The sequence below is a fragment of the Limnohabitans sp. TEGF002 genome (assembly GCF_055395845.1).
This window is the reverse complement of sequence record NZ_AP029224.1, coordinates 2,767,246-2,789,742: the sequence shown is the minus strand read 5'-3', so window position 1 is coordinate 2,789,742 and position 22,497 is coordinate 2,767,246. Positions and strand designations below refer to the sequence as shown.

The window sequence follows — 22,497 nt, the reverse complement described above, 5'->3', positions numbered from 1 at the left end:
TCAACTTTGCTTGACACATTTCAAGGGTTTGAAAATTGACGTGGCTTTCAGGGCACAATTTAAAGGGTATGGACTGTCACAAGGGCAGGGCCACTTGGAAAAATCGAGGTTTCATGACATTTGGCTTGTTGGTCTTGCACCTTTGGGGGTTTGTGATGCCCGCCTTGGCCATGGCTCTTTTGATGCCTTGGGCCGGTCGCTGGGTCATGGGGCCGAGCACGAGGCCGATGCGCCGCCACATGCTTGTCCATGCCATGAGCGGTTTGCTGGTTCTGGTCGCCGGTTTGTGGCTGCATGACCAGGACGGGAAAATGAGCACCTACTTGGCGTTGGTACTGGTGGCCGCCACCCTCGAATGGGTGATGCACCGTGGTTGGACCTCTAGGTAAGGCCACAAGGCTGCGTTAGCGCATCCTTTGCCTCAACTGGGGCTGAACAGGTCCACCCGGTCGGTGATGATGCCGTCCGTGCCCAAGGCCAACAGATGCTGGGCGGCCCAGTCGTCGTTGACGGTGTAGCTCAGGCATTTCATGCCCGCACCGTGTACGCGGGCCACGGTGGCTGCATCCCACAGGGCGTAGTTCGCCACCACTGCCACGCAGTCCAGCGCCTGAGCTTTCTCAAACCAGCCGTCCCACAGCGTGTCAACCAGCAAGCCGCGTGGCAGTTCGGGGGCTGTTTTTTGCGCAGCGGCCAGTGCCTCTGGTTTGAATGAGCTCAAGAGTGGGGGCACGGCAGCGTCAGCCCACAGGCGGGCGGCCAGACGGGCCACAGCTTCGCCAGTGGCGGCCTCAGTGCCCGGTGTGGGTTTGATCTCGATGTTCAGCAGGTGGCCATTGGTTTGACAAAACCGCGCCAGCGCTTCGAGCGTGGGCAGGGCCTCGCCCGCAAAAGCGCGTGAATGCCAGCTGCCTGCGTCCAGTTGCGACAGGTTGTGCCAAGTCTGATCGCCACCCATGCCATGACCGTTGGTGGTGCGCTCCAGCGTGGTGTCGTGCAGCAAAAACACCACGCCGTCGGCGCTGAGTTTGGCATCGCACTCGAACATGCGAAAGCCGTGCGAGGCCCCCAGCCGGAAGGCAGCCAAGGTGTTTTCGGGGGCGAGTTTGCCAGCGCCCCGGTGGGCGATCCAGCGTGGGTAGGGCCAGTGTTGCATGGTGCTCAGTTCAGGCGATGCGTTTTTGGGTGGCAGCGTCAAACCAGTGCAAGCGGTCAGCGCGTGGTGTGGCGTGGAATGTGCTGCCTGGCTGCGGTGCGGGCAGGGATTCGTCCAGCCGCAGGGTCAGCGTTTCTTGGTCCAGTCGTGCGTGCACCAAGCGCTCGGCACCCAGCAGTTCCACCGTGTCCACCGTCAGCGTCCAGCTGCCGTATTCTGGCGTGGGCGTGATGTCCAAGTGCTCCGGGCGGATGCCCAAAATCTGGCCTTCGGGCGTGCCTGGGGCTTGATGGAGCAGGTTCATGGGCGGCGAGCCGATGAAGCTCGCCACAAAAGTGCTGGCGGGGCGGTTGTAGACCTCTTCGGGCGTGCCGAACTGTTCCATGTGGCCGCCGTTCATCACGATCATGCGCTGCGCCAGCGTCATGGCTTCGACCTGGTCGTGCGTGACAAACAGGCTGGTGATGCCCAATTCGCGGTGCAGTTTTTGAATCTCGAGCCTGGTCTGGGCGCGCAGCTTGGCGTCCAGATTCGACAACGGCTCATCAAACAAAAACACCTGTGGCTGGCGCACGATGGCGCGGCCCATGGCCACGCGCTGGCGCTGGCCGCCCGACAGCTCACGGGGTTTGCGTTGCAGCAGGTGGCTCAGTTCGAGGATGCCCGCTGCCTTGTCCACACGGGCCTTGATTTCTTCCAGCGGGCGTTTGGCGATCTTCAGGCCGTAGGCCATGTTGTCGAACACGCTCATGTGCGGGTACAGCGCGTAGTTCTGAAACACCATGGCGATGTCGCGCTCGGCCGGTTCCAGCTCGTTGACCACGCGATCACCAATCGAGATCGTGCCGCCCGAGATGTCTTCGAGGCCCGCCACCATGCGCAGCAAGGTGGATTTGCCGCAGCCCGAGGGGCCGACGATGACCACGAACTCGCCGTCAGCAATGCCGGCGCTCAGGTCGTGGATGACGGTGTTGGCCTTGGCACCAGCGCCGTAGGTTTTGAGGATGTGGGAAAGGGTAATTGCAGCCATGTGGACTTTTATTTCTCGGTATCAACCAGGCCCTTGACGAACCATTTTTGCATCAGCACCACGACCAGCGCCGGGGGCAGCATGGCCAAAATGGCGGCAGCCATGACCACGTTCCATTCGGTCCAGGACTCGCCCGAAATCAGCCGTTTGATGCCCAGCACAACGGGGTACATGTCTTCGCTGGTGGTCACCAACAGCGGCCACAGGTATTGGTTCCAGCCATAGATGAACTGGATGACAAACAACGCGGCGATGTTGGTGGCCGACAGGGGCAGCAGCACATCCTTGAAAAAACGCATGGGGCCCGCGCCGTCGATGCGGGCGGCTTCGACCAGCTCATCCGGAATGGTTAGAAAAAACTGCCGGAACAAAAAGGTGGCGGTGGCCGAGGCGATCAGCGGCACCGTCAGGCCCGCAAAGCTGTTGAGCAGGCCCAGGCCTGCAACTACTTCGTAAGTGGGGCTGATGCGCACCTCCACCGGCAGCATCAGGGTGACAAAGATCATCCAGAACACCATGTTGCGCAGCGGGAATCGGAAATACACGATGGCAAAGGCCGACAGCAGCGAAATCGCGATCTTGCCAATCGCAATGCCCAGCGCGCTGATCAGGCTGATCTGCATCATGGGCCACATGGCGGGCAGGGGGCTGCCCTGTGAATTGGGGCCGCCAAACAAGGTCAGGCGGTAGGTGTCCCAAAAGTGGCCGCCCGGCAGCAGCGACATGGGCACGCTTTGGTTGATTTGCTGGGCAGTCTGTGTGGACCCGATCAATGTCAGGTACAGCGGAAAGGCCACGATGGCCACGCCGACGAGCAAGATGACATGCCGCAAGATTTGCAGGCCGGGGCGTCGTTCGATCATGGCTGGCCTCCGATGTGAATGTGTGGGCGCGACATCAGTACTGCACTTTCTTTTCGACAAACTTGAACTGCAAAACCGTGAGCGAGACCACGATCACCATCAGCACCACCGACTGCGCGGCCGAACTGCCCATGTCCAGCGCCTTGAAACCGTCGTAATAGACCTTGTAGACCAAGATGGCTGTGTCCTTGCCGGGGCCGCCGTGGGTGGTGGCGTCCACGATGGCGAAGGTGTCAAAAAAGGCATAAACGATGTTGATCACCAATAAAAAGAAGGTGGTGGGCGACAAGAGCGGGAACACGATGGTCCAAAAGCGCCGCCAGGGGCTGGCCCCGTCGATGGCGGCGGCCTCGATCAGCGATTTGGGGATGGACTGCAAACCCGCCAGAAAGAACAGGAAGTTGTAGGAGATTTGCTTCCACACCGCCGCCATCACGATCAGCGCCATGGCGTGGTTGGGGTTGAGCAGGTGGTTCCACTCAATGCCCACGGCCCTGAGCGCATAACCCACCACGCCCATGGGCGAGGCAAACATGAACAGCCACAAAACGCCCGCGACCACCGGGGCCACCGCGTAGGGCCAAATCAGCAAGGTTTTGTACAGACCCGCGCCGCGCCCAACCCGGTCGGCCATGACGGCCAGCAGCAGCGACACCGACAGGCCGGTGACTGCCACCAGCAAAGAAAAGACAGCGGTGGTTTTGAATGAGTCCAGGTAGCCGCTGTCGTTCCATAAGCGGGCAAAGTTTTCCATCCCTACGAACTCTCGCGACGCACCAAAAGCGTCTTCTTGCAACACGCTTTGGTAAAGCGCTTGTCCGGCGGGCCAAAAAAAGAACACCAGAACGATGCTCAGCTGCGGCGCGATCAGCAGCCAGGGCAGCCAGCGGGATTTGAAACGAACGCGTTTTTCCATAAATTCTTAGAAGGATTCAAGCCAGAAGTTTCACCCCAAAATGCGGAAAAGCAGAGGCATGGCCTCTGCTTTTTCAGTGAACACCACCCCGAAGGGCGGTTTGAGCATCACTTGTTGGCTTTTTCGAAGCGTTCGAGCTGCTCGTTGCCACGCTTGATGGCTGTATCCAAGGCTTCTTTGGTGCCCTTTTTGCCGCTCCACACGCCTTCGAGTTCCTCGTCAATGATGGTGCGGATCTGCACAAAGTTGCCCAGGCGCACGCCGCGTGACTTGTCGGTGGTCTTGCGGATCATTTGTGTCACGGACACGTCGGTGCCGGGGTTCTTTTTGTAGAAACCGGATTTTTCGGTCACTTCAAACGAGGACTTGGTCACGGGCAGGTAGCCGGTGCGCTGGTGGCTGGCAGCGGCCACACTGTCCTTGGACAGGTGGGCAAAGAACTGCGCCACGCCTTTGTATTCGGGGGCTTTCTTGCCGCTCATCACCCACAGGCTGGCGCCGCCGATCACGGTGTTTTGCGGTGCGCCTGCCACATCGGGGTAGTAGGGCAGGGTGCCAATGCCGTAACCGAACTTGCCGTTACGGACCACGCTGCCGTAGAGCGCCGATGAACCGGTAGCCATCGCGCACTCGCCCGAGACAAAGGTGGCATCGGCTGCGTTGCCACGACCTTTGTAGACAAACAGGCCTTGTTTGGCCATGTTGGCTAGGTTGTCAATGTGGCGCACGTGCAGCGGGGTGTTGAAACTCAGGCGCGCATCCATGCCGCGCATGCCGTTGCCCTTGGTGGCGAATTCGGTGTTGTGCCAGGCCGAGAAGCTCTCCAGCTGCGTCCAGCTGATCCAGCTGGTGGTGAAGGGGCACTTGTGGCCGCTGGCCTTGAGCTTGGCGGCGGCCAAAGCAACTTCGGGCCAGGTGGTAGGCGGGGTGTTGGGGTCCAGGCCTGCGGCTTTGAAAGCGTCTTTGTTGTAGTGGAAGACGGGGGTCGAGCTGTTGAAGGGGAAGCTCAGCATTTGGCCGTTGGGAGCGGTGTAGTAACCGGCTACCGCAGGCACGTAGGCGTTTTGGTCGAACTTGAGACCTGCGTCGGTCATGACCTTGCCCACGGGCACGATCGCGCCCTTGCTGGCCATCATGGTGGCGGTGCCCACTTCGAACACCTGCAGGATATGGGGGGCGTTGCCGGCCCGGTAAGCGGCGATGGCGGCGGTCATGGACTCGTCGTAGCTGCCCTTGAAGGTGGGCACCACTTTGTAGTCTTTCTGGCTGGCGTTGAAGTCTTTGGCCAAGTCGTTGACCCACTCGCCCAGGGCTCCGCCCATGGAGTGCCACCACTGGATTTCGGTCTGGGCTTGGGCAGAAAGACTGGCCAGGCCCAAGGCCAGGGCAGAAAGGGTCAATTTGATTTTCATGGCTACTCCTGAATAAAAGGGTCTTTTTTGCTTAAAAACAAGCAAATCTCAAAGCAAGTGTGGCATTGCTTCATGGCTAAATCATTAAAACGGCATGACCATTGGATGACAACCCGGGGTTTCCATGAGTCAGACCCCTGTGTGACAGGTGCCCACACCCCCGGCGCGTGTTTGTTTCACTGCGGTAACATTCAACCTCAGCCGTTTTGACACCTTTTCGGGTCTGGCTGACAGCGTCTTCAGCGACGCGTTTGACTGCGCCACACCCATGAATGCACCCACCACGCTCCAACATTTGATGCAAGCCGACGCCGATGCGCCGCGCTTGCGCGAGATTCCTTACAACTACACCAGCTTTTCAGACCGTGAAATCGTGCTGCGCTTGCTGGGTGAGTCGGCGTGGGACCTGCTGAGCCAGTTGCGCCAAGAGCGTGGCACAGGCCGATCTGCACGCATGTTGTACGAGGTACTGGGCGACATTTGGGTGGTGGAGCGCAACCCTTATTTGCAGGATGACTTGCTGGACAACCCGGCCCGCCGCAAACTGCTGGTGGAAGCCTTGCAGCACCGCCTCGGCGAGGTGCAAAAGCGCCGCACGCCCGAGGCCGACACAGCCCGTGACGCCTTGGTTGGCCAATTGTTGGCCATGGCCACCCAGGCCGTGACGCAGTTCAGCGAGCGTTTCACCCGCATGGCCAAGTTGCGCAACCAGGTGCAAAAGACATTGGGGCGCCTGACCGCCAAGGACAACATCAAATTTGATGGCCTCTCCCGCGTGAGCCATGTGACCGACGCGACCGATTGGCGCGTTGAGTACCCCTTTGTGGTGCTGACGCCGGATTCCGAAGTTGAGATGGCCGGTTTGGTCAAAGGTTGTATCGACCTGGGTCTGACCATCGTCCCACGCGGCGGCGGCACCGGCTACACCGGCGGCGCGATCCCGCTGACCTGGAAGAGTGCGGTCATCAACACCGAAAAGCTCGAAGCCATGACCGAGGTCGAGATGGTCGACTTGCCCGGTATCGCGCACAAGATCCCCACCATCTACACCGAAGCCGGTGTGGTGACCCAGCGCGTGGCCGATGCGGCCGAGCGCGGCGGTTTTGTGTTTGCGGTCGACCCGACTTCGGCCGAAGCCTCTTGCATTGGCGGCAACATCGCCATGAACGCGGGCGGCAAAAAGGCGGTTTTGTGGGGCACAGCGCTCGACAACCTGGCCAGCTGGCGCATGGTCACCCCTGACGCCGAATGGCTGGATGTGGTGCGCATGGACCACAACATGGGCAAGATCCACGACGCTGACGTGGCCACCTTTGAGTTGCGTTACTTCAAGGCCGACGGCAAAACCCCGATCCGCACCGAAACGCTGGTCATTCCGGGCAAGACCTTCCGCAAGGAAGGCCTGGGCAAGGACGTGACCGACAAATTCCTCTCGGGTCTGCCCGGCGTGCAAAAAGAAGGCTGCGACGGCCTGATCACCAGCGCCCGCTGGGTCGTGCACCGCATGCCCACCCACACCCGCACCGTGTGCATGGAGTTTTTTGGCCACGCCCGCGAGGCGGTGCCCAGCATCGTCGAGATCAAAGATTTCATGTTTGCCGAGCAAAAGCGCACGGGGACCGTGATGGCGGGCTTGGAGCACTTGGACGACCGTTATTTGCGCGCCGTGGGTTACTCCACCAAGAGCAAGCGTGGCGGATTCCCCAAGATGGTCTTGATCGGCGACATCGCAGGTGACAACGCTGACGATGTGGCCAAGGCCACGTCCGAGATCGTGCGCATTGCCAACTCGCGCAGCGGCGAAGGCTTCATAGCCATAAGCCCCGAGGCGCGTAAAAAGTTCTGGCATGACCGCAAAAAGACCGCAGCCATTTCGCGCCACACCAACGCGTTCAAGGTCAACGAGGACGTGGTCATTCCGCTGCCGCGCATGGCCGAGTACACCGACGGCATCGAGCGCATCAACATCGAGCTGAGCCTGCGCAACAAACTCAAGCTGTGCCGCGAAATCGAAGCTTTCTTGGAGCGTGGCAACCTGCCGCTGGGCAAACAAGACGATGCCGGCGAGATCCCTTCGGCTGAGCTGCTGGAAGACCGCGTGGCGCAAGCCTTGGCGGTGGTGCGTGAGGTGCAGGCGCAGTGGCAAGGCTGGTTGACCGATGTGGACACCTTGTTCCCTCAGCTGCAAGAGCACACGTTGCGCGCCAGCTGGAAGACGCAAATTCGCCCAGCGTTCCAGAATATCTTCTCGGGTTCGGCTTTTTTGCCGATCCTGAACGAGGTCAACGCCATCCATCAGCGCGTGCTCAAAGGACGCGTGTGGGTGGCGCTGCACATGCACGCCGGTGACGGCAATGTGCACACCAACATCCCCGTGAACAGCGATAACTACGAGATGCTGCAAACCGCGCACGAGGCGGTGGCCCGCATCATGGTGCTGGCACGCAGCCTGGACGGCGTGATCTCGGGCGAGCACGGCATTGGCATCACCAAGCTGGAGTTTTTGACCGACGCCGAGCTGGCCAACTTCACCGCCTACAAAGCCAAAGTCGACCCGCAAGGGCGCTTTAACAAAGGCAAGCTGCTGCGTGGCGCGGCGCTCACGGGTTTGGGTGACGATGTTCACGCCGCCGACCTGACGCACGCCTACACCCCCAGCTTTGGCCTGATGGGCCACGAGTCGCTGATCATGCAGCAGTCGGACATTGGCGCCATCGCGGCCAGCGTGAAGGACTGTTTGCGTTGCGGCAAGTGCAAACCCGTGTGTGCCACGCATGTGCCGCGTGCCAATTTGCTGTACAGCCCACGCAACAAGATTTTGGCCACTTCGTTGTTGGTTGAAGCGTTCCTCTATGAAGAGCAAACCCGTCGGGGCATTTCGATCAAGCATTGGCAAGAGTTCGAAGACGTGGCCGACCACTGCACCGTGTGCCACAAATGCCTGACGCCTTGCCCGGTGAACATCGACTTTGGCGATGTGTCCATGAACATGCGCAACCTGCTGCGCAAGATGGGGCAAAAGAGCTTCCGACCCGGTAACGCGGCGGCCATGTTCATGCTCAACGCCACCAACCCCGAAACCATCAAGCTGGCCCGCATGGCCATGGTGGGCGTGGGCATGAAGGCGCAGCGTTTTGTGGCAGGTTTGCTCAAGGGTGTTGCCCGCAAACAAACCAGCGCGCCGCCCGCCTCGGTGGGCACTGCGCCCATTAAAGAGCAGGTGATCCACTTCATCAACAAGAAGATGCCGGGCAACCTGCCCAAGAAAACCGCGCGTGCTTTGCTGGACATCGAAGACAACGACTACGTGCCCATCATCCGCAACCCGAAAGCCACCACGTCTGAATCAGAAGCGGTGTTTTACTTCCCCGGTTGCGGCTCGGAGCGTCTGTTCAGCCAGGTGGGCTTGGCCACTCAGGCCATGCTCTGGCATGTGGGTGTGCAGACCGTGTTGCCACCGGGCTACCTGTGCTGCGGCTACCCGCAAAAAGGCTCGGGCCAGTTCGACAAGGCCGAGAAGATCATCACCGACAACCGTGTGCTGTTCCACCGCGTGGCCAACACGCTCAACTACCTGGACATCAAGACCGTGGTGGTGAGCTGCGGCACTTGCTACGACCAGTTACAGGGCTACCAGTTCGACAAGATCTTCCCCGGCTGCCGCATCATCGACATCCACGAGTTCTTGCTGGAAAAAGGCATGAAGCTCGACGCAGGCGGCGCTTACCTGTACCACGACCCCTGCCACAGCCCCATGAAGCAGCAAGAACCCATGAAGACCGTGAAGGCCTTGATGGGCGACAACGTGCTGGAAAGCAAACGTTGCTGCGGCGAGTCGGGCACGTTGGGCGTGACGCGCCCCGACATCTCGACGCAAGTGCGCTTTCGCAAGGAAGAAGAACTGCTCAAAGGCGAAGCCGCTTTGCGCAACAGTGGCGCGCTGGCCCCGGAGGCCAATGTGAAAATCCTGACCAGCTGCCCCAGCTGCCTGCAAGGTTTGTCGCGCTTTGGCGACGACATGAAAAACGGCTTGCTCGAAGCCGACTACATCGTGGTCGAGATGGCCAAACACATTCTGGGCGAAGAGTGGATGCCCGAGTACGTGAATGCCGCCAATGCGGGTGGCATTGAGCGCGTGCTTGTTTAAGCCTGACGCGCAACTCGACAGCAAGATTTCGAAAGCAAAAGATGGCCGGATTGAAAAAAGACATGCCCCACCCCGAGTCGCTGACCCTGCATGGTCAGACCCGGGTGTTGGAGATCGGGTTTTCCGACGGGGCGCAGTTCCGCATCCCTTTTGAGCTGATGCGCGTGTACTCGCCCTCTGCCGAGGTGCAAGGCCACGGCCCCGGCCAGGAAGTGCTGCAAACCGGCAAGCGCGAGGTCGGCATCGCCGAGATCGAACCCGTGGGCAATTACGCCGTGAAACCCACCTTCACGGATGGGCACGAATCGGGCCTCTTCACCTGGGAGTACCTGTACTTTCTGGGCGACCAGGAAGCCGCCCTTTGGAAACAGTACGAAGACCGGCTGCAAGCCGCAGGCATGAGCCGCGATGCGCCCATGGTCGAAGCGGCAGCGGGCGGCAGCTGCGGTCACAAGCATTGAGGAGGTCGGCATGAGCAGCACCCACTTCGGTTTCAAAACCGTCGACGAAAGCGAGAAAGCCAAGCACGTGCGTGGCGTGTTCGACTCGGTTGCGTCCAAATACGACGTGATGAACGATTTGATGTCCATGGGCCTGCACCGCGTGTGGAAGGCTTACACCGTGCAGGTTGCCAACTTGAAAGAAGGCGACCAAGTGCTGGACATCGCAGGCGGCACGGGCGACCTGTCGATGGCTTTTGCCAAAAAAGTCGGCGCCACAGGCCGCGTGGTGCACACCGACATCAATGAAGCCATGCTGTCCACAGGGCGCGACCGCCTGGTCGACCATGGCTTGGCCTTGCCCACTTTGGTGTGCGATGCCGAAAAGTTGCCTTTTCCAGATGGTCACTTCAACGTGGTCAGCGTCGCCTTTGGCCTGCGCAACATGACGCACAAGGATGTGGCCTTGAAGGAAATGTGCCGGGTGCTCAAGCCAGGCGGCAAGTTGTTGGTGCTGGAGTTTTCCAAAGTGGCCAAACCCCTCGAAAAAGCCTACGACTGGTACAGCTTCAAGATCTTGCCCCAGTTGGGCAAACTGGTGGCGGGTGATGCCGACAGCTACCGTTACTTGGCCGAATCCATCCGCATGCACCCGGGTCAGGAAGAGTTGAAAACCCTTATGAAAAATGCCGGATTTGGCCATGTGGATTTTCACAATTTGTCGGCCGGGGTGGTAGCCTTGCACATGGGCATCAAGTGTTGAAGCCCGAAAACTGAATTTCCTGAGTTGGAGACACCATGAACAACAAGTTGATGACACTGATGCTCGCAGGCGTGATGGCCTTGGGTAGCCTCAATGCAGAGGCCGCACGCCGCATGGGCGGTGGCAAGTCTTTGGGGCAGCAGTCAAATCAGGTCACCAAGCGTGATGCCGCGCCGCAAACCCCTGCTGCACCTGCGCAAAATGCTGCCCCAGCCAACGCTGCCAAGCCCGCTGCTGCACCCGCAGCCGCTGCGCCCAAGAAGCCTTGGGGTGCCATGTTGGGCGGCCTGGCCGCTGGTCTGGGTCTGGCGTGGTTGGCCAGTTCTCTGGGCATGGGCGAAGCCTTTGGCAACATCTTGATGGCTTTGTTGATCGGCGTCGCTGTCTTGGTGCTGTGATCGGCATGATCATGCGTGCCCGCCGAGGTGGCGCCTCGCAGATGGTGTGCAAACGGTGGCCTGGCTTACCAAGGCGAAGGTGCCTCTGCGGAAAAACCCTGCCACTTACAAACAATACAGCCCCCAAAAACGTGGGCAACGATGCTTCGGCTCGCCCATTGGGAAGGGCCAAAACACCCGGTTTCGACAGCTCGGCTGCATCGCAGTCCACCGGCTCCATGATCGGCTCGGGCATCGGCTCAGGTTTGAGCGGTTCTCAAACTTGGGGCAATCCCTGCCGGCTTTGATGTGGACAGCTTTGTCACCCGCTGCAAAGCGCAATTTCGTCACCCTGCAAGGACGCCTGGGACCCGCTCGGACATCAGCGCCCTGCGTTCCATGATGACGGATGCGATGGTGGTGGAGATCCGCAACCAGTTGTCCGAGCGCGAAGCACAGTTCCCCGGTCAGCCCAACAAGACCGAAGTCGTCATGCTTGAGGCTCAGTTTGCTGGGCATTGAAGAGCAAGCTGACGCTTACTTGGCCAGTGTCGAGTTCAACGGCATGATCCGCGAAGACGCAGCTTCCGGCCCCAGCCCATTCCGTGAAGTTTGGAACATGAGCAAATCCAAGCAAGGCGGCGGCTGGTTGGTGGCGGGCGTTCAAGCACTGCAATAAAGACCGGGCCAAAAAAGCCCGAGTCTAAAGCCCTGAAGGTTTGGGGCTGGCACTTTCGGGAATAATCGGGGACTATGGCAACACAGTCCCCTTTTTCATGGGCCGCTCAGGCCGCTCCCCGACATGGTCAACCGGTTCGCGGCCCAACTTCCAGCCTCCGGCTTGGGTGGTGGACGAGAGCGTCAACCGCTTGGTTTTGTTCCTCAACCACGTGCTGATGAGCGAGCCGGAGGCCATGGCCCGTTTGGCCCGCCAAAAAGGCCCAGCGCATCGAGATGGTCTGGGACCGCATGCAACTCCAATTGAGCCCCACCCCTGCTGGCCTGCTCGAGCGTGGGCATTTTGAGGGGTTTTGACCTGCGCTTGACAGTGACTGAAGAGTCGCCCATCGCTATGGCCTCGGCTTTGGCCCGTGGCGACAAACCCCAAGGTCCGGATCGAAGGCGATGTGCAACTGGCGGCTGAAATCAATTGGCTGATCGACCATGTGCGCTGGGATGCCGAAGAGGACCTGGCCCGCTGATCGGGGATGCGCCTGCCACACACTTGGCACAAGCGCCCGTCAGGCCATGGCGGCCTTGCGCAGTTTTGTCGCACAGCGCCCTGGCACTGAGATGCGAATGGGCAGCGCAGCATGACGCGCTGGGGCCGTTTCGGGCGCGGTGCCTTCATGCGTCCTTCATCGTCCTGCGCTACGGCCTGGACGAGTTGGTGCTCTCCAGCTTTCAGAAACCCTGGATTCGCCTCTTGGCCAGAGTGTTGTCGGTGGGCAGGGACTTGCGCTCAGCCGCGTTGCGGTGCGCCTGCGCGAGGGCGCTCGAACGATTGGGTCCGATCTTTGTGAAGTTTGGCCAAGTGCTCTCCACCCGGCGCGACTTGTTGGCTCCCGACATTGCCGAAGAACTGGCCAAGCTGGCAAGACCGGGTGCCGCCTTTCAGCTCGGGCCCATCGCGGTGGGCGTCGATCGAGCGGGCTTTCAACCGCAAAGTCGACGACATCTTTGAAACCTTTGAACGCGAGCCGGTCGCCAGTGCCTCGATCGCGCCAGGTTCACTTTGCCACGTTGCGCGGCAAATCGGGTGACGTGCGCGAAGTGGCCGTGAAGGTCTTGCGCCCCGGGCATGCTGCCCGTCATCGACAAAGACCTGAGCCTGATGCGCATGATGGCGGGCTGGGTAGAAAACCTGAGCGCCGATGGCAAACGCCTCAAACCCCGCGAAGTGGTGGCCGAGTTCGATAAATACCTGCACGACGAGCTGGATTTGGTGCGTGAAGCGGCCAACGCGGCCCAGCTGCGCCGCAACATGCAAGGGCCTCGATCTGGTGCTGATCCCCGAGATGATTTGGGATTTTTGCCACCCCGAGGTCATCGTCATGAGCGTATGCATGGCGTGCCCATCAGCCAGGTCGATCGCTTGCGCGAAGCGGGTGTGGACATTCCAAGCTGGCCCGTGATGCGTGACGCTGTTTTTCACGCAAGTGTTCCGCGACGGCTTTTTTCCACGCCGACATGCACCCCGGCAACATCCAGGTCAGCCTGGCTCCCGAGACCTTTGGTCGCTACATTTCGCTCGACTTCGGCATCGTGGGCACGCTCACCGAGTACGACAAAGAGTACTTGGCACAAAATTTTCACGGCATTTTTCCGTCGCGACTACAAACGCGTGGCGGAACTTGCACATCGAGTCCGGTTGGGTGCCGCCCGAGACGCGGGGGGACGAGCTGGAATCGGCCATCCGTGCGGTGTGCGAGCCTTACTTTGACCGCACCGCTCAAGGAAATCTCTCTGGGCATGGTGGCTGATGCGCCTGTTCCAGACCTCGCGCCGCTTTCAGGTCGAGATCCAGCCTCAGCTGGTGCTGCTGCAAAAAACCCTGCTCAACATCGAAGGTCTGGGCCGCGACCTCGACCCCGAACTGGACCTCTGGAGCACGGCCAAGCCCTTCCTTGAAAAGTGGATGCTGGAGGCAAATTGGCCCTAAAAAGCTCTGGGAAGAGCTCAAGTCGCAAGCCCCGCATTACGCCAAACTGCTGCCCCAATTGCCTCGCCTGTTGCACGAATACCTGCAAAAGCCTCGTCAACAAGACGCCCGTCAGCTGGACCAATTGCTGGCTGAGCAAAGGCGCACCAACAAACTGCTGCAAACCCTGATTTACGCCGGGTTGGGCTTTGTGTTTTCCTTGCTCGTTTTGCAGGTGGGCATGCATCTGCAACTTTTCATCTGAACCTGATTTTTTCGAGGAGCTGCAGGTGCTGCTGACTTTTGTGATCGCTTACTTGGCCGTGACCATCGGCATTGGTTTGTTGGCTGCGCGCCGGGGTCCACGGGGCCAAGGATTACTTGGTGGCAGGCCGAAGTTTGCCCTTGTACATGAACGTGGCCACCGTGTTTGCCACCTGGTTTGGCGCTGAAACGGTCTTGTCGGTGTCGGCCACCTTTGCCAAGGATGGCTTGAACGGTATTCCCGGTGACCCTTTCGGAGCCACCGTGTGCTTGGTGTTGGCAGCCCTGCTGTTTGCCAAACTTTTTTACCGTCTGAACCTGCTGACCATCGGTGACTTTTATAAGGTGCGCTACGGCAAGTCGGTGGAGGTGCTCACCAGTGTGGCGATTGTGTTGTCTTATCTGGGCTGGACCCTCGGCGCAATTGACGGCGCTGGGCTTGGTCATCCATGTGCTGTCGTCTGGGGCGATTGACCTCAAACTACGCCATCATGATGGGCGCGGCCGTGGTGCTGGTCTACACCGTGTTTGGTGGCATGTGGTCGGTGGCCTTCACCGACTTGTTTCAGACCGTGGTGATCGTGGTGGGTCTGATTGCGGTCGCCTTGCTGGTGGGTGGCAACGCCGGTGGGTTTGACAAAGTCATTGCCCAAGCAGCAGCCGATGGCAAGTTGGACATGTTCCCTGCCGACATGGATGCCGCGGCCTGGTGGGCCATGGCGGGTGCTTTCTTTGCATTCGCCTTCGGCTCCATTCCCCAGCAAGACGTCTTTCAGCGCATGACCAGTGCCAAGGACGAAAAAACGGCGGTCAGGGGAACCATCATTGGCGGTCTGATGTATTTCGTGATGGCCTTTATTCCCTTGTACATTGCCTATGCGGCTTTGATCGCCCATCCTGAACTCAAGGCCTTGTTCGAGTCGGAAGACGCCCGCGCCATCCAGCGCATCCTGCCTGATTTGGTGTTGGGCAAGATGCCCATGTGGGCTCAGATTTTGTTCTTTGGTGCCTTGCTGTCGGCCATTTTGTCGACCGCCAGTGGCGCTTTGCTGGCCCCCACGGCCACCTTCACCGAGAACGTGCTCAAGCCCTTTGTGCCCCACATGAGCGACCGCCAGTTCTTGCTGCTGCTGCGCGTCATCCTGGTCACCTTCACCTCGTTTGCTTTGTTGTTTGCCCTCAACAGTACCAGCACCATGTACGAGATGGTGCAAAACGCCTACAACGTCACCCTGACCGGGGCCTTTGTGCCGCTGGTGGCAGGTGCATTCTGGCGGCGCGCCAACACACAGGGTGCTTTGTGCTCGGTGGTGTTGGGTGTGGGAACTTGGCTGGTGTTCAATTTCCTGGCCCCCGAGACCTTGGTGCCAGCCAACTTGCTGGGTCTGATGGCGTCCATTGTCGGCATGCTGCTGGGCTCTTTAGCACCAAGTGTGATCGCCAACCAGGGCAAGTCCATGGCCAGTGCCTTGGATCATGCCGGTCAAGACAGCGCCAGTCGTTGACCTCCTGAGCCCCCGCCCTGCATCGGTCGGGCGCGGCAATCGGCGTGGGGACCTGGAGGGTGCTGCCAAGCCTATAATTGAAGGTTTTCTTGCATCACCTTCAAAGGCTCTTCTCATGCCCATTTACGCCTACAAATGCGACGCCTGCGGCCATGCCAAGGATGTTCTGCAAAAAATGAGTGACGCCCCGCTGACCGACTGCCCGGTTTGCGGCGCCCCCAAATTCAACAAGCAGCTCACGGCCCCGGGTTTTCAGCTCAAAGGCACAGGCTGGTATGCCACCGATTTCAAGGGTGGTGGGGCGGCCGCAGTGCCTGCCGCAGCGGGCACCGCAGCCGATGCTGTGACCACACCTTCAGCTGCACCAGCCAGTGACAGCGCAGCGCCTGCTGCTGCTGCTGCTGCCAGCGCCGCAGGCTGCGCCGCTTCATGCGCCTGCCATTGATTTTTCTGAACGCTGAACTCACCGATTGCCCTACCTCATGAAACACCGCAGCTTCAAACAGTATTTCGTTACCGGCTTGCTGGTGTGGCTGCCCATGGGCATCACTGTCTGGGTGATCATGTGGTTGTTGGGCATGCTCGACGCCATCTTTTTGACGGTGCTCCACGCGGCCGACACCTTGATTCCCGGCGTTCATGCCAGCGCCGAGTATCTGCGTGGCATCCCCGGTTTGGGCGTGGCCATTGTGGCCGTGTTCATTTTTGCCACCGGGGTTTTTGTCGCCAATATGTTTGGCCAATGGTGGTTGCGCAAATGGCACGGCCTCATGAACCGCATCCCCGTGGTCCGCAGCATTTACACCAGCGTCAAGCAGGTGGCCGACACCTTGTTTTCGGGCAGTGGCAATGCGTTTTCCAAAGCCTTGTTGGTGCAATACCCACGTCAGGGCTCGTGGACCATCGCCTTTTTGACCGGAAGCCCCGGGGGTGAAGTGGCCAAACACCTGAGCCAGCCCATGGTGAGTGTCTATGTGCCCACCACGCCCAACCCGACCTCAGGCTTTTTCCTGATGATGCCCAAAGCCGATGTCATCGAGCTCGACATGAGCGTTGACGATGCCCTCAAATACATCATCTCCATGGGGGTGGTCGTGCCCGGCACGCCTGTCCCCCAACCCCCTGCAGCCCTGGTCCAGCCTAAGCTGGATTGACACGCCTTGTTTTGAATCCTGTTCCTGCGAATCCTGAAAGTCCCACAACATGTCCATGCGTTCCCACTATTGCGGTCTGGTGACCGAAGCCCTGACTGGCCAAACCGTGAGCCTGTGCGGCTGGGTTAACCGTCGCCGTGACCACGGTGGCGTGATCTTCATTGACCTGCGTGACCGCGAAGGTTATGTGCAGGTGGTGTGCGACCCGGACCGCCCCGACATGTTCAAGGTGGCCGAAGACGTGCGCAACGAGTTCTGCGTGCAGATCAAAGGCGTGGTGCGCGCCCGCCCTGACGGCACGACCAACGACAACCTGAAAAGCGGCAAGATCGAAGTGCTCTGCCACGAGTTGATCGTGCTCAACGCCTCTGTCACGCCGCCGTTCCAGATCGACGAAGACAACCTGTCCGAGACGACCCGCCTGACACACCGCGTGCTGGACTTGCGCCGTCCGTACATGCAAAACAACCTGATGCTGCGCTACAAAGTGTCGATGGAAGTGCGCAAGTACTTGGACGAAAACGGCTTTGTGGACATCGAAACCCCCATGCTGACCAAGAGCACGCCCGAGGGCGCGCGTGACTATCTGGTGCCCAGCCGCGTGCATGACGGCCAGTTCTTTGCCTTGCCCCAGTCGCCCCAGCTGTTCAAGCAGCTCTTGATGGTGGCGGGCTATGACCGTTATTACCAAATCACCAAGTGCTTCCGCGACGAAGACCTGCGCGCTGACCGTCAGCCCGAATTCACCCAGATCGATATCGAAACATCGTTCCTGACCGAAGAAGAAATCCGCGACATGTTCCAGGGCATGATCAAACGCGTGTTCCAAAAAACCATCGGTGTTGACTTGGGCGAGTTCCCAGTCATGACTTACCAAGACGCCATGCACATTTATGGCTCGGACAAGCCCGATTTGCGCGTGAAACTGCAGTTCACCGAAGTGACCGACGTCATGGGCGATGTGGACTTCAAAGTGTTCTCAGGTGCCGCCAACATGAAAGGCGGCCGTGTGGTCGCCCTGCGCGTGCCGGGTGGCTCGGTCGAAGGCGGCGGCATCAGCCGTGGTGAGATCGATGCCTACACCGAGTTCGTCAAGATCTACGGCGCCAAGGGCCTGGCTTATATCCGCGTCAACGACTTGTCCAAAGGCCGTGATGGCTTGCAATCGCCCATCGTCAAGAACATCCACGATGCGGCTTTGACCGCTGTGCTGGAGCGCTCGGGCGCGCAAAATGGCGATCTGATTTTCTTCGGTGCAGACAAAGAAAAGATCGTCAACGACGCCATCGGCGCCCTGCGCATCAAGATTGGCCACAGCGCCTTTGGCAAAGCCAATGGGCTGTTTGAAGACCGCTGGGCCCCCATGTGGGTGGTGGACTTCCCGATGTTCGAATACGACGACGAAAGCCAGCGTTACACCGCTGTGCACCACCCCTTCACTGCGCCCAAAGACGGCCACGAAGACTGGATGGTCACTGCCCCCGAGAAGTGCATCTCCAAGGGCTACGACATGGTATTGAACGGTTGGGAAATGGGCGGCGGCTCGGTCCGTATCCACCGCGCTGACGTGCAGCAAAAAGTGTTTGACGCACTCAAGATCACGCCCGAAGAAGCCCAGCTCAAGTTCGGCTTCTTGCTCGATGCGTTGCAATATGGCGCGCCGCCACACGGTGGTCTGGCCTTTGGTCTGGACCGCATCGTGACCCTGATGACGGGCGCTGAGTCGATCCGCGACGTGATCGCTTTCCCCAAGACACAACGTGCTCAGTGCTTGCTCACGCAAGCGCCAAGCCCTGTGGACGAAAAGCAGTTGCGCGAATTGCACATCCGCTTGCGCAATGTGGATGCTGTTAAAGCCGCTTAAACAGCGCTGACCCTGCAAATCGACAACGCCACCTTCGGGTGGCGTTGTCGTTTGTAGATCAGGTGTCCGGGCTTTCGTCGGTGCAAGTTTTACGAAGGCACACACGCTCGTAGATCCTGGGAAGTGTGTGGTACGCCCACAAAAAAGGCCTCAAAACCGAAGTCTTGAAGCCTTTGATGTCTGCGCTCAGCACGAGGCTGAACCAGAGGTTTTGTAACGGCATCGCTGCCGTTCGCGGGATTTGCAGGGCTTAGTAGCCGCCGCGGCCACCGCCGCCACCGCCGTAGCCGCCACCGCCGGAGCGATCGCCGCCACCGCCGTAGCCGCCGCCACCGGAGCGGCCGCCGCCGTAGCCGCCACCGCCGGAGCGATCACCACCACCGCCGTAACCGCCACCACCACCGAAACCACCGGTACGTGGAGGACGTGCCTCCATCGGACGGGCTTCGTTCACAGTGATGCTACGGCCACCCAGAGATTGGCCATTCATGCCAGCAATAGCAGCTTGTGCTTCGGCATCGCTGCCCATTTCCACAAAGCCAAAGCCTTTGGAGCGACCAGTGTCGCGTTCCATCATGACTTTTGCGCTGGTGATGGCGCCGAATTCGCCGAATGCCTGTTGCAGGTCTTCGTCACGAACGGTGTACGGCAGGTTGCCGACGTAAAGTTTATTGCCCATGGGGGACTCCTCAGAAATACATGAAACAAAGCGATGGGGTCCCGAAAGCACAACAAACTGAGAACTGCCGCCGTAGCGCGCGAAACTGACCGATCACCTGACTTGTGCCGTTTTTTATGACGTACACGCACGCATTATGGGGCATAGCGCAGAAAAGGGGGCTGCAATTTAACTTGTTGGTTATTTAACCTCGTTTTTCGAAGGTGTCTCCGAGCTGTCGAAGTCGGTGCGTAAAAAATGTTTTTTCACAAAATCAGAATTGTGTGGCCTGGCGAACTCATGTGGATCGTGGCTATCGTGATAATAAAAAATACTTATATTAATTCTCCATAGTTTGCGTAAATTGAGTACTCGGGTTTGAAAGTTTTTTCTTTCCGCAACGGTTGCCACAAGACCGTGTTTGCAAACACCGAACCTCGAAATACCCACCACGAAGGAAACGCCATGAACCCCACCTCCACCAGCTCAGGCCAATGCCCCGTCATGCACGGCGCCAACACCAACGCCATTTCTGCCAACGCCGCTATAGCTTGGTGGCCCAAAGCACTGAACCTGGACATCCTGCACCAGCACGACACCAAAACCAACCCCATGGGGGCAGACTTCAATTACCGCGAAGAAGTCAAAAAGTTGGATGTGCCCGCGCTCAAGAAAGACTTGACCGCACTCATGACCGACAGCCAGGACTGGTGGCCTGCCGATTGGGGACATTACGGCGGTTTGATGATTCGCATGGCCTGGCATGCTGCGGGCACTTACCGCATTGCCGACGGTCGAGGCGGTGCAGGCACGGGCAATCAGCGTTTTGCGCCGCTCAATTCTTGGCCCGACAATGCCAACCTCGACAAGGCGCGTCGCCTGCTCTGGCCCATCAAAAAGAAATACGGCAACCGCATCAGCTGGGCCGATCTGATCGTGCTTGCTGGTAACGTGGCGTATGAATCGATGGGCCTCAAGACCTACGGTTTCGCCTTTGGCCGCGAGGACATTTGGCACCCCGAACAAGACATTTATTGGGGCGCAGAAAAAGAATGGTTGGGTTCGGCCCGCTACGACGGCGGTGACCGCCAATCCCTTGAGAACCCTTTGGCTGCGGTGCAAATGGGTTTGATCTATGTGAACCCAGAAGGCGTCAACGGCCAGCCAGATCCGCTGAAAACGGCGCAAGACGTGCGCTTGACCTTTGCCCGCATGGCCATGGATGACGAAGAAACTGTGGCCTTGACCGCAGGCGGCCACACCGTGGGTAAAGCACACGGCAACGGCAAGGCGCAAAACCTGGGTCCAGCCCCTGAGGGCGCCGATGTGAACGAACAGGGCCTGGGTTGGATGAACCACAGCACCCGCAGTGTGGGCCGCGACACCGTCACCAGCGGCATCGAAGGCGCTTGGACCACCCACCCCACGCAGTGGGACAACGGCTACTTCCATTTGTTGCTCAATTACGAGTGGGAGCTGACCAAGAGCCCTGCTGGCGCTCACCAGTGGCAGCCCATCCACATCAAGCCAGAAGACATGCCAGTCGACGTGGAAGACCCGTCGATTCGCCTGCAACCCATGATGACCGATGCCGACATGGCCATGAGGATGGATCCGGCTTACCGCGTGATTTCGGAGCGCTTCTACAAAGATCCCGCGTATTTCACCCGGGTCTTTGCCCGCGCATGGTTCAAGCTGACCCACCGTGACCTCGGCCCCAAAGCACGCTACATCGGCCCCGAAGTGCCGCAAGAAGACCTGATCTGGCAAGACCCGGTGCCTGTAGGCCCAATCGACTACAACGTGTCTGCGGTCAAAGCCAAAATTGCGGCGACTGGCCTGAGTGTCAGCGAGTTGGTGGCCACAGCCTGGGACAGTGCCCGCACTTTCCGCCACTCCGACAAGCGTGGCGGTGCCAATGGCGCACGCATCCGCCTGGACCCGCAAAAAAACTGGGCAGGCAACGAGCCTGCTCGTTTGGCCAAAGTCTTGGGTGTACTTGAGACCATTGCCAAGGACAGTGGCGCCAGCGTGGCTGATGTGATCGTGCTGGCTGGCAACGTCGGTGTGGAGCAGGCCATCAAAGCGGCTGGCTTTGACATGACGGTGCCCTTCCAACCTGGGCGTGGCGACGCCAGCGAGGCCATGACCGATGCCGAATCGTTTGCGGTGCTCGAACCGATCCACGATGGTTTCCGCAACTGGGTCAAGCAGCATTACGCCGTCAGCCCCGAAGAGTTACTGCTCGATCGCGCCCAGCTCATGGGGTTGACCGCGCATCAGATGACGGCCCTGATTGGCGGCATGCGCGTGCTGGGTACCAACCACGGTGGCAGCCAGCACGGGGTGTTCACCGACCGGGTGGGGGTCTTGAGCAACGACTTCTTTGTGGTCCTGACCGATATGGCCTACCAGTGGAAACCCACGGGCCGCAACTCGTACGACATTTGCGACCGCAAAACGGGCCAAACCAAATGGACTGCGAGCCGGGTGGATCTCGTCTTCGGCTCCAACTCGGTGCTGAGGGCTTATGCCGAGGTCTATGCGCAAGACGACAACCGCGAGAAGTTGGCGAGGGACTTTGTGGCCGCCTGGACCCATGTCATGAATGCCGATCGGTTCTAAGCGCTGACTCAACCATTTAGACAGCGCCATTTTCTGGAGGCGTTTTTGAACGAGTCAAGTCCACTTTGGCTGAAATGCAAGGGGCAGGATCTTCAGCGTAAAGATCCTGTCCGTGCCAATTCGCGCCTGACCAATTCTTGGTAACGCCAGTTGTGTTCGGGTGTCGCTGAATGGTAGGCAGCAACGCCGAACCAAGTGTTGCCATGACGCAGCAAACTGCGCTTGAGGTGCCAAGCCGCTACATGAGTGGCCACGCAGGGGTCCAAGAGCTGGGTGGGGGTGATGCCCCATTGCGCCAGTTTTGGAAAGTGAATGGAGTTGATTTGTGCCATCCCAACGTCTACGGTGCCGTTGGGGTTGTGGTTAACCGCATTGGCACGCATGCCAGACTCGACTTGCAAAATGGCCCTGAGTATCTTGGGGTTCACGCCATGCCTTTGTGCGGCTGGCGCCAAGCAGCGCTCTGTCGCAAGTGGCGGGGCAGTTTTGGAGCTTGAGTGTGTTTGGCCTAAAGCCATGCCGTTCGGGAGCGCCATCGATAAAGCGCCCAGTGCAGGCAAAGCCCAACGGCTAAAAGCAAACGAAGTGAGTGACATACCAAAACAGCTGGGTTTGCGAGGGCTCAGGCATATGGGAAATCCAGTTCACACACATTCACGTATGCCTTCAAATATTAAATCGG

Annotated in this window: 22 protein-coding genes and 3 pseudogenes; 18 read left to right on the top strand and 7 right to left on the bottom strand. The window is 59.3% G+C overall.

All coding sequences use genetic code 11. The features are described from left to right. Positions 1–113 precede the first annotated feature (113 nt). A complete protein-coding gene (locus tag ACZ5SR_RS13930; RefSeq protein ID WP_464449232.1) occupies positions 114–389 on the top strand; it encodes a hypothetical protein in 276 nt (91 codons plus the stop codon). A 32-nt stretch (positions 390–421) separates the two neighbouring features. Here ACZ5SR_RS13930 and ugpQ read toward each other — a convergent pair whose 3' ends face one another. The 5 genes from ugpQ to ugpB form a co-directional block, all read right to left on the bottom strand. Next, positions 422–1,156 (bottom strand): glycerophosphodiester phosphodiesterase, encoded by a 735-nt coding sequence (gene ugpQ / locus ACZ5SR_RS13925; RefSeq protein WP_464449231.1) that lies wholly within the window; start codon positions 1,154–1,156, stop codon positions 422–424. A gap of 10 nt (positions 1,157–1,166) precedes the next feature. Then, the gene (ugpC, locus tag ACZ5SR_RS13920) at positions 1,167–2,186 is read right to left on the bottom strand and encodes a sn-glycerol-3-phosphate ABC transporter ATP-binding protein UgpC (RefSeq protein WP_464449230.1); all 1,020 of its coding nucleotides are present in this window, start codon (positions 2,184–2,186) and stop codon (positions 1,167–1,169) included. 8 nt (positions 2,187–2,194) lie between these two features. Beyond that, positions 2,195–3,049, bottom strand: coding sequence for a sn-glycerol-3-phosphate ABC transporter permease UgpE (gene ugpE / locus ACZ5SR_RS13915; RefSeq protein ID WP_464449229.1), 855 nt, complete (start codon positions 3,047–3,049; stop codon positions 2,195–2,197). A gap of 34 nt (positions 3,050–3,083) precedes the next feature. After that, entirely contained in the window at positions 3,084–3,965 is an 882-nt protein-coding gene (gene ugpA, locus ACZ5SR_RS13910; protein ID WP_464449228.1) for a sn-glycerol-3-phosphate ABC transporter permease UgpA, read from the bottom strand. Between the two features lie 107 nt (positions 3,966–4,072). Then, a complete protein-coding gene (gene ugpB, locus ACZ5SR_RS13905) occupies positions 4,073–5,377 on the bottom strand; it encodes a sn-glycerol-3-phosphate ABC transporter substrate-binding protein UgpB (protein WP_464449227.1) in 1,305 nt (434 codons plus the stop codon). Positions 5,378–5,645: 268 nt separating this feature from the next. On the opposite strand from ugpB, the gene ACZ5SR_RS13900 reads away from it, so the two are divergent. The 16 genes and pseudogenes from ACZ5SR_RS13900 to aspS all read left to right on the top strand — a co-directional run bounded on the left by ACZ5SR_RS13900 (position 5,646) and on the right by aspS (position 18,532). Beyond that, positions 5,646–9,524, top strand: coding sequence for a DUF3683 domain-containing protein (locus ACZ5SR_RS13900; protein ID WP_464449226.1), 3,879 nt, complete (start codon positions 5,646–5,648; stop codon positions 9,522–9,524). Positions 9,525–9,565: 41 nt separating this feature from the next. Continuing rightward, positions 9,566–9,985 carry a gamma-butyrobetaine hydroxylase family protein gene (locus ACZ5SR_RS13895; protein ID WP_291937377.1) on the top strand — a complete coding sequence of 140 codons (420 nt, stop codon included), beginning with the start codon at positions 9,566–9,568 and terminating at the stop codon, positions 9,983–9,985. Positions 9,986–9,995: 10 nt separating this feature from the next. Beyond that, positions 9,996–10,727, top strand: coding sequence for a bifunctional demethylmenaquinone methyltransferase/2-methoxy-6-polyprenyl-1,4-benzoquinol methylase UbiE (ubiE, locus tag ACZ5SR_RS13890; protein WP_464449225.1), 732 nt, complete (start codon positions 9,996–9,998; stop codon positions 10,725–10,727). 35 nt (positions 10,728–10,762) lie between these two features. After that, positions 10,763–11,125, top strand: a complete 363-nt coding sequence (locus ACZ5SR_RS13885; protein ID WP_464451130.1) for a hypothetical protein — start codon at positions 10,763–10,765, stop codon at positions 11,123–11,125. A gap of 288 nt (positions 11,126–11,413) precedes the next feature. Then, positions 11,414–11,626, top strand: coding sequence for a hypothetical protein (locus ACZ5SR_RS13880; protein WP_464451129.1), 213 nt, complete (start codon positions 11,414–11,416; stop codon positions 11,624–11,626). Then, positions 11,613–11,783: a hypothetical protein gene (locus ACZ5SR_RS13875; protein WP_464451128.1), complete on the top strand. Its 171-nt coding sequence runs from the start codon at positions 11,613–11,615 to the stop codon at positions 11,781–11,783. The genes ACZ5SR_RS13880 and ACZ5SR_RS13875 overlap by 14 nt, the downstream gene beginning before the upstream one ends. Before the next feature lie 546 nt (positions 11,784–12,329). Next, positions 12,330–12,788, top strand: coding sequence for a hypothetical protein (locus tag ACZ5SR_RS13870; RefSeq protein ID WP_464451156.1), 459 nt, complete (start codon positions 12,330–12,332; stop codon positions 12,786–12,788). Further along, a complete protein-coding gene (locus ACZ5SR_RS13865) occupies positions 12,748–12,867 on the top strand; it encodes an AarF/UbiB family protein (RefSeq protein WP_464451155.1) in 120 nt (39 codons plus the stop codon). Before ACZ5SR_RS13870 ends, ACZ5SR_RS13865 begins: the two co-directional genes overlap by 41 nt. Positions 12,868–12,905: 38 nt before the next feature. Continuing rightward, positions 12,906–13,157: pseudogene (locus ACZ5SR_RS13860) on the top strand (AarF/UbiB family protein); the annotation flags it as partial. Positions 13,158–13,294: 137 nt separating this feature from the next. After that, positions 13,295–13,366, top strand: a pseudogene (locus tag ACZ5SR_RS13855) (hypothetical protein); the annotation flags it as partial. Between the two features lie 220 nt (positions 13,367–13,586). Further along, complete coding sequence (locus tag ACZ5SR_RS13850) at positions 13,587–13,766, top strand: hypothetical protein (protein ID WP_464451127.1); 180 nt, start codon at positions 13,587–13,589, stop codon at positions 13,764–13,766. Beyond that, positions 13,732–14,010: a hypothetical protein gene (locus tag ACZ5SR_RS13845; protein WP_464451126.1), complete on the top strand. Its 279-nt coding sequence runs from the start codon at positions 13,732–13,734 to the stop codon at positions 14,008–14,010. The genes ACZ5SR_RS13850 and ACZ5SR_RS13845 overlap by 35 nt, the downstream gene beginning before the upstream one ends. A 25-nt stretch (positions 14,011–14,035) precedes the next feature. Beyond that, positions 14,036–15,514, top strand: a pseudogene (locus ACZ5SR_RS13840) (high affinity choline transporter 1). A gap of 115 nt (positions 15,515–15,629) precedes the next feature. Beyond that, the gene (locus tag ACZ5SR_RS13835; protein WP_464449220.1) at positions 15,630–15,959 is read left to right on the top strand and encodes an FmdB family zinc ribbon protein; all 330 of its coding nucleotides are present in this window, start codon (positions 15,630–15,632) and stop codon (positions 15,957–15,959) included. A gap of 37 nt (positions 15,960–15,996) precedes the next feature. Then, a complete protein-coding gene (locus ACZ5SR_RS13830) occupies positions 15,997–16,668 on the top strand; it encodes a DUF502 domain-containing protein (RefSeq protein WP_464449219.1) in 672 nt (223 codons plus the stop codon). Between the two features lie 49 nt (positions 16,669–16,717). Beyond that, entirely contained in the window at positions 16,718–18,532 is a 1,815-nt protein-coding gene (gene aspS, locus ACZ5SR_RS13825; protein WP_464449218.1) for an aspartate--tRNA ligase, read from the top strand. 250 nt (positions 18,533–18,782) lie between these two features. Here aspS and ACZ5SR_RS13820 read toward each other — a convergent pair whose 3' ends face one another. Next, the gene (locus ACZ5SR_RS13820; RefSeq protein ID WP_019430095.1) at positions 18,783–19,211 is read right to left on the bottom strand and encodes an RNA recognition motif domain-containing protein; all 429 of its coding nucleotides are present in this window, start codon (positions 19,209–19,211) and stop codon (positions 18,783–18,785) included. Between the two features lie 444 nt (positions 19,212–19,655). Between ACZ5SR_RS13820 and katG the strand changes: the two genes are divergently transcribed. Then, positions 19,656–21,815 (top strand): catalase/peroxidase HPI, encoded by a 2,160-nt coding sequence (gene katG / locus ACZ5SR_RS13815; RefSeq protein ID WP_464449217.1) that lies wholly within the window; start codon positions 19,656–19,658, stop codon positions 21,813–21,815. A gap of 92 nt (positions 21,816–21,907) precedes the next feature. On the opposite strand, the gene ACZ5SR_RS13810 is transcribed toward katG, so the two are convergent. Then, complete coding sequence (locus ACZ5SR_RS13810; RefSeq protein ID WP_464451059.1) at positions 21,908–22,333, bottom strand: lytic transglycosylase domain-containing protein; 426 nt, start codon at positions 22,331–22,333, stop codon at positions 21,908–21,910. Positions 22,334–22,497 lie beyond the last annotated feature (164 nt).

Coding starts and splice junctions, on each gene's coding strand:
- katG (WP_464449217.1), top strand. CDS start 19,656: ATGAACCCCACCTCCACCAGCTCAGGCCAATGCCCCGTCATGCACGGC.
- ACZ5SR_RS13900 (WP_464449226.1), top strand. CDS start 5,646: ATGAATGCACCCACCACGCTCCAACATTTGATGCAAGCCGACGCCGAT.
- ACZ5SR_RS13895 (WP_291937377.1), top strand. CDS start 9,566: ATGGCCGGATTGAAAAAAGACATGCCCCACCCCGAGTCGCTGACCCTG.
- ACZ5SR_RS13850 (WP_464451127.1), top strand. CDS start 13,587: ATGCGCCTGTTCCAGACCTCGCGCCGCTTTCAGGTCGAGATCCAGCCT.
- ugpQ (WP_464449231.1), bottom strand. CDS start 1,156: ATGCAACACTGGCCCTACCCACGCTGGATCGCCCACCGGGGCGCTGGC.
- ACZ5SR_RS13820 (WP_019430095.1), bottom strand. CDS start 19,211: ATGGGCAATAAACTTTACGTCGGCAACCTGCCGTACACCGTTCGTGAC.
- ACZ5SR_RS13885 (WP_464451130.1), top strand. CDS start 10,763: ATGAACAACAAGTTGATGACACTGATGCTCGCAGGCGTGATGGCCTTG.
- ACZ5SR_RS13835 (WP_464449220.1), top strand. CDS start 15,630: ATGCCCATTTACGCCTACAAATGCGACGCCTGCGGCCATGCCAAGGAT.
- ACZ5SR_RS13830 (WP_464449219.1), top strand. CDS start 15,997: ATGAAACACCGCAGCTTCAAACAGTATTTCGTTACCGGCTTGCTGGTG.
- aspS (WP_464449218.1), top strand. CDS start 16,718: ATGTCCATGCGTTCCCACTATTGCGGTCTGGTGACCGAAGCCCTGACT.
- ugpA (WP_464449228.1), bottom strand. CDS start 3,965: ATGGAAAAACGCGTTCGTTTCAAATCCCGCTGGCTGCCCTGGCTGCTG.
- ubiE (WP_464449225.1), top strand. CDS start 9,996: ATGAGCAGCACCCACTTCGGTTTCAAAACCGTCGACGAAAGCGAGAAA.
- ugpB (WP_464449227.1), bottom strand. CDS start 5,377: ATGAAAATCAAATTGACCCTTTCTGCCCTGGCCTTGGGCCTGGCCAGT.
- ACZ5SR_RS13810 (WP_464451059.1), bottom strand. CDS start 22,333: ATGGCTTTAGGCCAAACACACTCAAGCTCCAAAACTGCCCCGCCACTT.
- ugpE (WP_464449229.1), bottom strand. CDS start 3,049: ATGATCGAACGACGCCCCGGCCTGCAAATCTTGCGGCATGTCATCTTG.
- ugpC (WP_464449230.1), bottom strand. CDS start 2,186: ATGGCTGCAATTACCCTTTCCCACATCCTCAAAACCTACGGCGCTGGT.
- ACZ5SR_RS13930 (WP_464449232.1), top strand. CDS start 114: ATGACATTTGGCTTGTTGGTCTTGCACCTTTGGGGGTTTGTGATGCCC.